A 12,333-nucleotide genomic window follows, 5' to 3' on the forward strand; every position below is an offset into this window, starting at 1 on the left:
TACCTAATTGCTCTCTAAAAATAGTTGCTCCAAACTCTCGCTTATCCACGAACGCAGGCGCCCCCCCTGAACGGTTACTATTTATTAACGTTACAGGCGCCAAATTCAAACGAAGATTACCACGAATCATTCGAGAAATATCGAGTAAATCTTCGATGAGTTGAGCTTGTGCTTTTGCATTACGTTCAATGGTTTGCAATGCACGAAGTTTTGCTGCTTCGTCTAATTTACGGGTTTGCATGAGTTTTGCCCAACCAAGTATTGAGTTTAAAGGCGACCGTAACTCATGCGATACTATTGCTATAAATTCATCTTTTGTATGATTTGCAACTTCGGCTTCAGTACGCGCGGTTTCTGCTTTCTCTAGTAGTATTTCTTTTTCTTGCCGCAACTGTTTTTGCTCGCTAATATCCAAAATAAATGCAACACCACGGTCAGTAAATCCAGGTAAAAACGCACAACCAATTATTATTGGTAGGTGTTTACCATCTTTACAAATATATTCTTTTTCAAAGGGGACATAACTTTCTCCCTTCGATAACAGTTGAAATTTTTCAGCATCAAGTTGATGATATTCTTTTGGTGTAATATGGCTATAGTATATCTTTCCGGCTTGTAAATCTTCGCGGTTATAACCCGTCATTTTAATAAAAGCATTGTTAGCATCTGTAATTTGACCCTCCAAATTCCAAAATAAAATACCTATTAAATCAGACTCAAAAATACCTCTAAATAATGATTCGCTTTGCTGTAACGCTAACTCCGCACGTTTACGTTCAGTAATATCCATTACCAAACCATCAAAAAGCACATCTCCATTGTCTTGTAGTTCCGGTTGAGATTTAGTGTGTAACCATTTAAGATTACCTGAAGGGGTAATTAAACGAAATTCAACGTCAAACTTTTCTAAATGTTGTGATGCAATTTTATTAGCTTCCTGTACTTTTGCTACATCGTCAGGATAAATCATTGCCCAAACGTTTGCCGATTGGTTCAACTCAGAGGGTTCTAGCTCATATATATCGCGCGACTTGGGGCTAACATATGTAAAAGCATCCTTTCCGTCAGGGTGCAATATATATTGGTAAATCATTCCTGGTACATTCGCTACTAGTCGTTCAAATCTCAATTGACTTTCACGTAAAGCTGCTTCTACTTCTTTTTGTCTAGTAATATCGCTGTCAACAGAAGTAACATACCAAACACTTTCAATTTCGTCACGTTGAGAAGTTAAAGTTGCCTGAATCCACCTTAAACTACCGTCTTGATGATAAAATCTGTATTCATAATCAATTGTCAGTTCAGCGAATATATCACTAAACTTTGGCATAATCACATTTTCTAAATCTTCTGGAAATACACGCGACTGCCAGAGATTCTTATCTGCGACTAATTCAGTACTAGTATAACCAAAAACTGTTTTACAACCTGATGAATAGTAGTCATATCGCCAATCATGGTTAGCATATACACAAAACCTGCTAATTGAGAGATTTACATTATTTAGAATAAAACTTAGCTTTTTTTCATTTTCACGCAGAGCTTGTTCTACCTGATTAAGTTCTGCTAATTCATTTATGTATACTGCTTGAGTCGTTTGATTTTGCTCGATATCTTTTTTTGTAACTGCATTTCTAACTGCTTCTATTAATCCTTCTTCTGTTAACTGCTGCTTGACTAAATAATCTTCTGCTCCGTTTTTTAGTGCTTTAACTGCTACCGCTACATCATTTTCACCTAGTATTATTACTGATGGACACTTATCGCCATATGATGCTCGTAATTTAGCTAAATAATCCAATCCATTAGAGTTAGGCAAACTAGAGTCCAGCAAAATTAAGTCAATTTGCTGCTGATTGCACAATATTAAACTAGCACTAGACGATTCTAATAATACTCTGAATGTAAATTCCGATTCCAGTAAATAACGTCGAAGATTATCCGTAATTTCTGGAAAATCGCTAACTATTAATACTGTTGCTTGCTCTATCATTGCTCCAGGGCGCCGTTATTTAATCCACAATGCCGCACTGTTGTTATCTATAGCAAAAAAGTACTAATTCTTGCAATACTTATAAAGACTTAATTTTAAAATCCCAGAAACCGGGTTTTTTTGTTGCCATATTGTAATAAAAAGGAAGATTTGCGTAGAAACCCGGTTTCTATCTATTGTATCCATTGAGAAAACTCTATGGTTATACGGTTAAATGTATAATTGTTGACACCTTTAAAACTTTATTAAAACAATTATTGACTTTCGTAATGAAATGCTCAAAAATCAAAACTACGGATATTGAAACATGTTCGCAATATTACTGCAATAAATTAGCTAAAGGGGTAACGTGAAATGGCTCGGAGTCAAAAAGGTTTGCTCGGAATTAGTGCTGCGTCATTAGCACTAGCCAGCATTGTTAGTTTTTTTGGTGGTGTGGCAGCAATTGCGAACCCTAATATTGGGAGTAAAGGACAGACAGTAGTCGCTCAAAATCCTGCAAGTCTTACAATTGTGTTCCCTAGTCGTTCAGACTCTACAGATTTGCAAAATAAAGCAAATGCGGTAGCAGCGTTCCTTTCTAAAGAATTGAAAATGCCTGTTAGAGCGCAGATTGGTGATGATACTGCTGCGGTTGAGGCACTACGCGCAAACCGCGCACAAGTTGCATTTTTGAGTAGTCGTCCAGCGCTCAAAGCTGCACAGTTAGCAAATGCAAGGGTATATCTTGCAGAAACCAGAGATAATTACTCAGGTAAATTCACATATAACTCTGTATTTGTTGTTCCAGCTAATAGTCCTTTGCAAACCAGAGGCAATGCCAGAGCGACACTCGCACAACTTCGCGGTAAGAAGATGGCGTTTACATCCCCAACATCCGGTTCGGGATTTATTTTTCCTACAAGTGAATTAGTTCGTTTCGGATTGGTACAAAACCGTGATTCTTTGGGTAATTTCTTTGGTCAAGTAAGCTACGGTGGTAACTACAGCAAAGCTTTACAAGCTGTTCTACGCGGTCAAGCTGAAGCCGCAGCAGTATCAGAGTATGCTTTGTTTCCTCCTTACATAACCAACCAAGAACGCTCACAGCTACGAATTCTACACAAAATACCAGGTGTTCCGGCACATGGTGTGGCAATTGACGACAGTGTTGCGGCGCCTATGCGTGACCGTCTTGTCGCTGTGATGTTAAAACTGAATGAACCAGCAAATAATGGTTTGCTTCGTAATCTTTATAACTCTAACGAGTTAGTAAAAGTAAATCACGACAGTCACCTGGCGCCTGTCCGTGATGCACTCAGACGCGCGGGTATTGACCCTTAAAAGTAAAAAGTTATCAGTGCTGAGTGCTGAGTTATTAGTTAATAGTTACTCCTCACTCAACACTCAGCACTCAGCACCAAGCACTCAGCACCAAGCACTCAGCACTCTTTTTGCAATGAATGAAACAGTAATTGAATGTCGCGATGTCGAAACGGCGTTTTTAAAGTCGCTACATCGTCCTATATTAAATCAAGTTAATTGCCAGATTCGACGCGGTGAGTTTGTAGCTCTATTAGGATTAAATGGCGCCGGAAAATCTACACTATTACGTTCATTTGTTGGACTCACACAAGTTTCGCGAGGAACGATTACTGTAGATAATATACCAATGGCAAGTACTACGTTGCCAAAAATTCGGCGTAATGTTGGGATGTTATTTCAAGGAGGAGGTTTAATTCGCCAACTTAGTGCAGTCGAAAATGTTCTTTGTGGCAGGTTGGGAGTTAGAAAACCTTGGCAAACTTTATTTGGGTTTCCAAAACAAGATTATCGTTTAGCGCTTCAACTACTCGACGAATTAGGATTGCATGAACATGCGTATCAAAAAACGAGTTCTCTAAGTGGTGGACAACAACAGCGAGTAGCTATTGCGCGCGCTCTCATACAGTCACCCCAAGTTCTTTTAGCTGATGAACCTATTACAGGTTTAGATGTAATGGCAGCTAAACAGGTCATGGATACCTTAGCAAAATTAAATAGTGAGCATGGAATTACTATAGTTACAGTCTTACACGATTTAGGTATTGCCGCAGAATATGCCCAGCGTGCGCTTGTACTTGATGCTGGACGTATTGTTTATGATGGCGCCTGTCACAACTTACAATCTGAATTTGCCCAAATTGGCTCTTTATCAAAATAATGCAAAATGAACGCTTATATCAATAAATTAACTGGGCGCCATCCTTGGATAAGTAATTTATTAATTATCCCCGTACTTATCCTGTTAGTTGTAGTTTATGCTTGGTCACTCGAAGGTATAGGCATAAACGCAGAAGTTTTAAATAATAGCTGGTTCTACGTTACAGATTTTATTTCTCGCTTTTTCCCACCTAATCTTAGTGTTCTTTCCAATGCTGTTAAAGCATTAATCCAGACAATACAAATGTCCTTATGGGGAACTACGATTGGGGCAATTATATCAGTCCCAATTGCTATTGCCAGCGCTAGTAATATTGCACCTGTATGGTTGCAGTGGTTAGCTAACTTTATACAAAATGCCGTCCGTTCAGTTCCTTCAATTATTTTAGGCTTAATTTTTGTCGCTGCTACCGGACTCGGCGCCCCTGCTGGAACTTTAGCGTTAAGCATTTATACTATTGGCTACCTCGCTAAATTTTATCAACAAGCTATTGAAGCAGTCAACTCTCGCTCTATAGAATCTTTACAAGTTATTGGCGCCTCTCGTTGGCAAATTACCCAATACGGTATTGTGCCCCAAGTTTTACCTTTGGCATTAGGTTATACACTTTGGATGTTTGAATATAATATTCGTGCTGCTTCTGTTCTCGGTGTTGTTGGAGCAGGTGGTATCGGGTTTGAGTTGAAAAGCTATATCGATGGATTTGAATATAACAAAGCCACAACTTTTATGCTCGTGCTGCTAGTTGTTGTTACTATTATTGATTTTTTCAGCAGCCTCTTGAGACGGCACCTTGACTCTATGTAGGATTGAAACGGGCAAGGATGCCCATTTCACAAGAGTTATCAGTATATTTTCTCATTAAAAATTAAAAAAATTAAACAAGTGTCCTTAATATAGTAATGACTGGATGGGCTTGTTTATCTGGCGTTTTAGTATTGGCGCTAATGGGGAAATATTTATCTAGCAGTGCTGGTACATCTTTGGCTTGAATACGACTGTAACGGGTTTTGTCGGGCATTATTAAGTTGGGCCCACCCTTACAGTTTTTCATGCAACCTGTTGGTTTAATTGTAACTTCGGCGCCGAGATTGCGTTCAACTAATTCTTTTTGCAATGCCTGACAAAGTGCTTTTCCACCTTTGTTCATACAGTCAGACTTCTGACACATCAAAATAGTTGTCTGTTTTGCTGGTTTATTTTTAGGAGGTTCATTTGTTTGCGGAGGACTAATGTATTCCTCTCCATTGGCACGCGCTGCCATAATTCTTTCGGCTTTAAGCTTATATTCGCCTGTTTTAGAACAAAGTTTTTTTGTACCAACGATTTGTAGTCTGGTTTGAGGCGCCAATTTCCAGTCGAATGTACATCGTAAATGTTTCGCTAATTTTACATAAGACTGACCTTCAGTTGTTTCCAGCATTAAACCTTTGAGCTTGTAGCCATCTTCGATTACGACTTCTATAAAACGCCCTTCCAGGTAAAACTCTGAAACTTGCTGCTTAAATAGTTTGCTCATAACTTAAACCTCCTTATTAACAAAATTTTTTACAAATACCAACAGCGCTCTAAAGTCTGAATTAACTGACAACGCGATGCCGTAAATTGCTGAACTACACTCCACAACTGAATTGCTGCTGTGACGTTGCTTATTTCTACAGTTAGTGGCTGGTTCATTCCACATGCACAACTCATATTTAGTTCTTGCAAGCGCGTATATACCTGCCAACGGTCTGTCCAGTTCACGGAAACAACTATCTTTGCCTCTGGTGTGATTAAATGCTTCACAAAAATCCTCTTCCAAAATCCAATTAAATCACAGCAATACTACTTACTTTAATTCACATTCGAGATGTGCCACTTGAGAAAGATAGCAAATTAGCCCTTTCTACAAGCATACTATAAGTGCAAATAATTATCAGTAATTTTTGAAAAAAAAATAAAAATATTTCTCAAATGCTTTATTACATAAGCATTTTGGGGCGCCCACTCGCTTACACAAGCACCTACCAATAATTATTGGCGCTTTTTATGCTATGTGGACTTTTGAAACAAATAAACGTCTGTACGTTCATAAGTTAATTTAAAGTCACTGCGGTTTTTAAGAGAGTTTACCAGGCGCCGCGCCGATTCAGAATCATTTACCCAACCAGGATGACGAACATCCATGAGTATATAATCATATTTGACCACATCTGAGAAAGCTTGTTCTTTAAAAGCCATGTTTATATTTTGTCTATGGGTAAGATGAGGAGATATTGCTGGAGTGGTGAGTACGCTTGCTCTCGGCTGAACTTTTGATATTGCTTCTCGCGTTGCTTGCCAAGTATCGAGTTTATCTAAGTATAAACTTCCAAAATAAGTATATTTTGCTAACAATAGAAATCCAATTAATGACCAAATAATAATGCTGCGTCGCTTGTGTATCAATCCTTTCCCCACAGCTAATGTCGCAATCAACGCTAGTATTAAAAACGGGACTGCTGGCACAGAGTAATGATTGACTATATTTTTTTGCGGTTGATAGTCAGCTATGATATTTAACGCAACACAAGGAATTGCACCTACTAATGGTGCGGCGCCTTTTAATGATAGTCCCCAAATTAGTGGCGCCGTCAGTAATATTAAATATTCTAAATTTTGTAAACTCAGAATTTTACCTAAAACTATTTGTGGTTTAGTTAATAAGTTTTTGCCAATTTCCCATACTGAGTTACCCAAATAACCATAGCGACCAACTGCTGCTGCTTCTTTGCCGCTAAAAGTAGGAATAATTACTCCAGATGCAATTACAAACCAAGCTACACCCATAGTAATAGCTACAACACCCTCTTTGGAGCGTTTTTCAAAAAGTAATAGCCAAGCACCTAGACCGAAAACGGTAAGAGATAATACCGCTTTGCACATCAATATAATAAAAACGCTGAGACAAAAATACCAAAACTTTTTAGCGCGCGCACACCATACTGCTGTTAATAACATCGGTAAAGCGATAACTTCTGAGTGAAAGTCAAAAAGGTTGACGTTAAATACCTGTGGATACAGCAAGTACACTATAGCCAACGTTGTCGCGTGCGTTTTTAACCCTGCCTGACGTGCTAAATGCCAAACTGGTAAGGCGCCTATTGCTAACGCCAAAGCTTGTACAACAAATAACCAGTAAACACTAGGATATATTTTATACAATAATGCCAAGGGATACCAAATTAAAGCTGCATGGTCGCCAAGGATGTGATATCCCATAAATGTGGAAAATGGAATTTTACCTTGACTAATTAAATAAACTGCTTGGTCAAAAATGCCTAAATCATAAGCGTTAGATTGAAAAAGTATATGACGCACGCTACTAGCTACAAACAATATCAGTGTACTGGCGCCAATAATCCAAGCCAAACTGTTTTCAGGTGTTTTTTGCTGCTTGACAGCCATTGTCGTAATATTTACTTCAGTAAATCAAAAAATAATAACATTTCATTAGCACTCCATACCAAGCAATTACACTTCAATTATCACTTATTATTTACTGTAATAATTAATACAGACATAAAACCAAAGAAACCGGGTTTCTAAGCCAAATAGTCATTTTTATTACAGATTTCAAACAATAAACCCGGTTTCTAAGATTTAAAATAACGCCAAAGAAACCGGGTTTCTAAGCCAAATAGTCATTTTTATTACAGATTCCAAACAATAAACCCGGTTTTTAAGATTTAAAATCAAAAAGTTTTTAGTTTACAAAAATCAAAACTATTTAATCTAAACTATGCGCTTCGTACAGAAATTTGGGTGTTAAGATGTAAAGACCAAGCGGTTACTAATTATAACTGCTCATAAAGCGGAGGAAAACACATGTCTGATACACAAACGATGTTACGCAATTTTGGTGATGTTTATGACAACCCTGTATTACTAGATAAAAGTGTAACGACTCCTGTTTGTGAAGGATTTAATGTTGCTTTAGCCAGTTTTCAAGCGTTATATTTACAGTATCAAAAGCATCATTTTGTAGTTGAAGGCGCCGAATTTTATTCATTACATGAGTTCTTCAATGAAAGCTACGAGCAAGTTCAAGGACATGTTCATGACATTGGTGAGCGCTTGGATGGGTTAGGTGGTGTGCCTGTAGCAAATTTAACAAAATTAGCAGAATTATGCTGCTTCGAGCAAGAACCAGATGGTGTATTTTCTTGCCGCCAAATGGTAGAGAATGACCTGAAGGCAGAGCAAGCAATGATTTCTTTAATTCGGCGCCAAGCATCGCAAGCAGAAAGTTTAGGAGACCGTGGCACAAGATATCTTTATGAACAAATTCTGCTTAAAACCGAAGAAAGAGCTTATCATTTAGCACACTTCTTAGCAAAAGATAGTTTAACTTTAGGATTTGTTCAAGCAAGCAACTAACAGCATTTTTTATCAAAATTTCTTGACATAATCTTAATATAAGGCAGAAAAGATATAATTATCTCTCTGCCTTTTTTGCGTGTTAAATTTTAAGTTCTCTGTGTTCTCTCGTGGTCTCTGTGGTAAATATAAATACAATAAAACTACACAGGCAAGATGCCTGTGCTACAAGTTGTGCCACAATTATGAGACGGTTGTGTGTTGCGTTCTAAGAAAAAAAGTTTGATTGAAGGGTAAAGACCTTTACAATAATCAGGATTTGTATTCTCGCACTCCAATACTATGCCTCGCCGCAACGACATAAAAAAAATATTACTCCTCGGTTCTGGACCTATCGTCATTGGGCAAGCTTGTGAGTTTGATTATTCAGGTACCCAAGCTTGTAAAGCACTACGTGAGGAAGGTTATGTAGTAGTACTGGTAAACTCCAACCCAGCTACAATAATGACTGACCCAGAAACAGCCGACCGTACTTACATTGAACCACTGACACCGCAGTTGGTCGAAAAGGTAATTGAGAAGGAACGTCCCGACGCTTTGCTACCAACGATGGGGGGACAAACCGCGTTGAATATCGCTGTGGCATTAGCGAAAAATGGGGTTTTAGATAAATATAATGTAGAACTGATAGGCGCCAAGTTGCCAGCTATCGAAAAGGCAGAAGATAGAAAGCTGTTTAACGAAGCGATGGCAAAAATTGGTGTTTCGGTTTGCCCTAGTGGAACTGCTTCATCGTTGGAAGAAGCCAAAGAAATTGCACATCGTATTGGTACTTATCCTTTAATTATTCGCCCAGCTTTTACAATGGGTGGTACAGGGGGAGGTATTAGCTATAACTCTGAAGAGTTTGCCGAAATGGCCCAAGGGGGTATTGACGCTTCTCCTGTTTCACAAATTCTCATTGACCAGTCGCTATTAGGATGGAAAGAGTACGAACTAGAAGTAATGCGCGACTTGGCAGATAATGTGGTAATTATTTGCTCGATAGAAAACCTTGACCCAATGGGTATCCATACAGGAGATTCAATAACAGTTGCCCCAGCGCAAACCCTTACCGATAAGGAATATCAAAGGTTGCGGGATATGGCAATTAAGATTATTCGTGAAATTGGTGTAGAAACGGGTGGTTCTAATATTCAGTTTGCCGTAAACCCTGTGAACGGCGAAGTTGTTGTGATTGAAATGAACCCGCGTGTTTCTCGTTCTTCTGCACTTGCTTCTAAAGCAACAGGTTTCCCTATCGCCAAAATGGCGGCAAAACTAGCGGTTGGTTATACGCTAAATGAAATTAAAAATGATATCACCAAGCAAACTCCGGCATCGTTTGAACCGACCATCGATTATGTAGTTACAAAAATTCCTCGCTTTGCGTTTGAAAAATTTCCTGGCTCAGAACCAGTATTAACAACGCAAATGAAATCTGTTGGGGAAGCGATGGCAATTGGTCGCACGTTCAACGAATCATTTCAAAAAGCGTTGCGTTCTTTAGAAACGGGACGTGCAGGTTGGGGATGTGATAAACCTGAAAAACTTCCAAGTGGAGAGCAAATACGCGCGCAACTGCGAACTCCTAACCCCGAACGAATTTTCGCTTTGCGTCATGCAATGTTACTAGGAATGAGTATCGAGGATATTTTTGAATTGACGGGTATTGACCCTTGGTTCCTCGATAAAATGCTGTCGATTCTTGACGTGGAGAAATTTCTCAAACGTACACCTCTACATCAGTTGACAAAAGAGCATTTGTATGAAATAAAACGTCAAGGATTTAGCGATAAACAAATAGCTTTTGCAACTAAGACTAATGAAGACCAAGTGCGCGCATATCGCTCCTCACTAGGAGTTATTCCAGTTTATAAAACGGTGGACACCTGTGCTGCTGAGTTTGAAGCGTTTACTCCCTATCACTACTCAACTTACGAAGAAGAAACCGAAATAATGCCCACTGATAAACCCAAAGTTATGATTTTGGGAGGTGGTCCAAATCGTATTGGACAGGGTATTGAGTTTGATTACTGTTGTTGCCATGCTGCTTATGCTTTGAAAGAAGCAGGTTTTGAGACAATAATGGTTAACTCCAATCCAGAAACCGTCTCTACAGACTATGACACCAGCGATAGATTATATTTTGAGCCGTTAACCAAAGAAGACGTTCTCAATATTATTGAAGCCGAAAATCCTGTCGGTGTCATCGTTCAGTTTGGCGGACAAACACCTTTAAAATTATCAGTTCCTTTACAGCAAGCACTCAGCACTCAGCACTCAGCACTCAAAACTAAAATTTGGGGTACGTCTCCAGATTCTATTGATATTGCTGAAGACCGCGAACGGTTTGAACAGATTCTGAAACGACTCGATATTGCTCAACCTCCAAATGGTCTTGCTCGTACTTACGAAGATGCTTTGGTTGTTGCTAAACGCATTGGTTATCCGGTTGTGGTTCGTCCTAGTTACGTTCTTGGTGGACGTGCAATGGAAATTGTCTATTCTGACTCAGAACTTGAGCGTTATATGACTTTTGCCGTTCAAGTTGAACCTGACCACCCAATTTTAATTGATAAATTCTTAGAAAATGCCATCGAAGTCGATGTTGATGCCATTGCCGACCATACCGGACGTGTTGTGATTGGCGGTATTATGGAACACATTGAACAAGCAGGTATTCACTCTGGTGACTCAGCTTGTGCGTTGCCATCGATTTCGTTACCTCCTGCTGTTCTAGATAAAATTCGTACCTGGACAGTGGAACTTGCTAGAGCTATTTCTGTTGTTGGGTTAATGAATATTCAGTTTGCTGTCGTCGGCGCCCAAGGTTATTCACCGAGCGTGTATATTTTAGAAGCAAACCCACGCGCTTCGCGAACTGTACCATTTGTTTCAAAAGCAACAGGTGTACAGTTAGCAAAATTAGCTTCATTAATAATGTCGGGCAAAACCTTAGAAGAGTTAGGTTTTACCAAAGAAATCATTCCTTCTCATATTGCCGTCAAAGAAGCAGTATTACCGTTTAATAAATTCCCAGGTACTGATACTATACTGGGTCCAGAAATGCGCTCAACTGGCGAAGTCATGGGCATTGACATCGACTTCGGACGTGCCTATGCAAAAGCAGAACTTGGCGCCGGCGAACAACTACCCCTATCAGGAACAGTCTTCGTCTCAATGAACGACCGTGATAAAACACCAGTAGTACCCATTGTCAAGGAATTTATCGATTTGGGTTTCCACGTCATTGCCACCGACGGCACCCGAAAAATATTAAAGGAAAACGGCTTAAACGTCGAACTCATCTTAAAACTTCATGAAGGGCGCCCTCATGTACTAGATGCCGTCAAAAACCGTAAAATCCAAATCATTATTAACACCCCTTCTGGAGGAGAAGCACAATCTGATGGCCGACTTATCCGTCGCACCGCACTAACCTACAAAATTCCCATCATCACCACCCTCGCAGGCGCCAAAGCCACTGCTGCCGCTATTCGCTCGTTACAAACCACCGACCTCGACGTCCGAGTCATTCAAGAATACAGCGTTAATAGTGCTGAGTAGAAAGTGCTGAGTGCTGAGTAGAGTTAGGAGTTAGGAGTTAGGAGTTAGGAGTTACCCTCAGCACTCAGCACTCTTAACTCTTTTCTGAGAATTTGTTACATCTCTTGATGATTCCCATTAATTTTTTATGAACTAGCATAAGTGAATTAATTGACATTTCTGGTATAATTTTTTTCTGAGTGCAAGCTGAAATGCCTAAAAATATCTC

The 12,333-nt window shown here is 39.3% G+C and carries 9 protein-coding genes; 5 read left to right on the forward strand and 4 right to left on the reverse strand.

Translation table 11 applies throughout. The features are described from left to right. On the reverse strand, positions 1-1,993 hold a 1,993-nt coding region (locus tag DSM106972_RS44660; protein ID WP_127086746.1), incomplete at its 3' end, for a PAS domain S-box protein. A gap of 354 nt (positions 1,994-2,347) precedes the next feature. Here DSM106972_RS44660 and DSM106972_RS44665 point away from each other — a divergent pair. The 3 genes from DSM106972_RS44665 to phnE all read left to right on the forward strand — a co-directional run bounded on the left by DSM106972_RS44665 (position 2,348) and on the right by phnE (position 4,982). After that, complete coding sequence (locus DSM106972_RS44665; protein ID WP_127086747.1) at positions 2,348-3,316, forward strand: phosphate/phosphite/phosphonate ABC transporter substrate-binding protein; 969 nt, start codon at positions 2,348-2,350, stop codon at positions 3,314-3,316. 115 nt (positions 3,317-3,431) lie between these two features. Then, on the forward strand, positions 3,432-4,175 hold the full coding sequence (locus DSM106972_RS44670) for a phosphonate ABC transporter ATP-binding protein (RefSeq protein WP_127086801.1): 744 nt from the start codon (positions 3,432-3,434) through the stop codon (positions 4,173-4,175). Positions 4,176-4,181: 6 nt separating this feature from the next. Next, on the forward strand, positions 4,182-4,982 hold the full coding sequence (gene phnE, locus DSM106972_RS44675) for a phosphonate ABC transporter, permease protein PhnE (protein ID WP_127086748.1): 801 nt from the start codon (positions 4,182-4,184) through the stop codon (positions 4,980-4,982). Positions 4,983-5,052: 70 nt separating this feature from the next. Here phnE and DSM106972_RS44680 read toward each other — a convergent pair whose 3' ends face one another. The 3 genes from DSM106972_RS44680 to DSM106972_RS44690 form a co-directional block, all read right to left on the reverse strand. Continuing rightward, entirely contained in the window at positions 5,053-5,694 is a 642-nt protein-coding gene (locus DSM106972_RS44680) for a (2Fe-2S) ferredoxin domain-containing protein (RefSeq protein WP_127086749.1), read from the reverse strand. 29 nt (positions 5,695-5,723) lie between these two features. Beyond that, positions 5,724-5,963 (reverse strand): Asr1405/Asl0597 family protein, encoded by a 240-nt coding sequence (locus tag DSM106972_RS44685; RefSeq protein WP_127086750.1) that lies wholly within the window; start codon positions 5,961-5,963, stop codon positions 5,724-5,726. A 246-nt stretch (positions 5,964-6,209) separates the two neighbouring features. Beyond that, positions 6,210-7,604, reverse strand: a complete 1,395-nt coding sequence (locus DSM106972_RS44690) for a DUF2079 domain-containing protein (protein ID WP_127086751.1) — start codon at positions 7,602-7,604, stop codon at positions 6,210-6,212. A 420-nt stretch (positions 7,605-8,024) separates the two neighbouring features. Between DSM106972_RS44690 and dpsA the strand changes: the two genes are divergently transcribed. Both dpsA and carB read left to right on the forward strand, forming a co-directional pair. Further along, positions 8,025-8,576, forward strand: a complete 552-nt coding sequence (gene dpsA, locus DSM106972_RS44695; protein ID WP_127086752.1) for a DNA starvation/stress protection protein DpsA — start codon at positions 8,025-8,027, stop codon at positions 8,574-8,576. A gap of 282 nt (positions 8,577-8,858) precedes the next feature. Further along, positions 8,859-12,125 (forward strand): carbamoyl-phosphate synthase large subunit, encoded by a 3,267-nt coding sequence (gene carB, locus DSM106972_RS44700; protein WP_127086753.1) that lies wholly within the window; start codon positions 8,859-8,861, stop codon positions 12,123-12,125. The last annotated feature ends 208 nt before the right edge of the window (positions 12,126-12,333 follow it).

The sequence above is a fragment of the Dulcicalothrix desertica PCC 7102 genome (assembly GCF_003991905.1).
GTDB classification, from domain to species: Bacteria; Cyanobacteriota; Cyanobacteriia; order Cyanobacteriales; family Nostocaceae; genus Dulcicalothrix; species Dulcicalothrix desertica.

Excerpts from the sequence above, each read along its gene's own strand:
- DSM106972_RS44665 (WP_127086747.1), top strand. The coding sequence starts at position 2,348 with ATGGCTCGGAGTCAAAAAGGTTTGCTCGGAATTAGTGCTGCGTCATTA.
- DSM106972_RS44670 (WP_127086801.1), top strand. The coding sequence starts at position 3,432 with ATGAATGAAACAGTAATTGAATGTCGCGATGTCGAAACGGCGTTTTTA.
- phnE (WP_127086748.1), top strand. The coding sequence starts at position 4,182 with ATGAACGCTTATATCAATAAATTAACTGGGCGCCATCCTTGGATAAGT.
- DSM106972_RS44680 (WP_127086749.1), bottom strand. The coding sequence starts at position 5,694 with ATGAGCAAACTATTTAAGCAGCAAGTTTCAGAGTTTTACCTGGAAGGG.
- DSM106972_RS44690 (WP_127086751.1), bottom strand. The coding sequence starts at position 7,604 with ATGGCTGTCAAGCAGCAAAAAACACCTGAAAACAGTTTGGCTTGGATT.
- dpsA (WP_127086752.1), top strand. The coding sequence starts at position 8,025 with ATGTCTGATACACAAACGATGTTACGCAATTTTGGTGATGTTTATGAC.
- carB (WP_127086753.1), top strand. The coding sequence starts at position 8,859 with ATGCCTCGCCGCAACGACATAAAAAAAATATTACTCCTCGGTTCTGGA.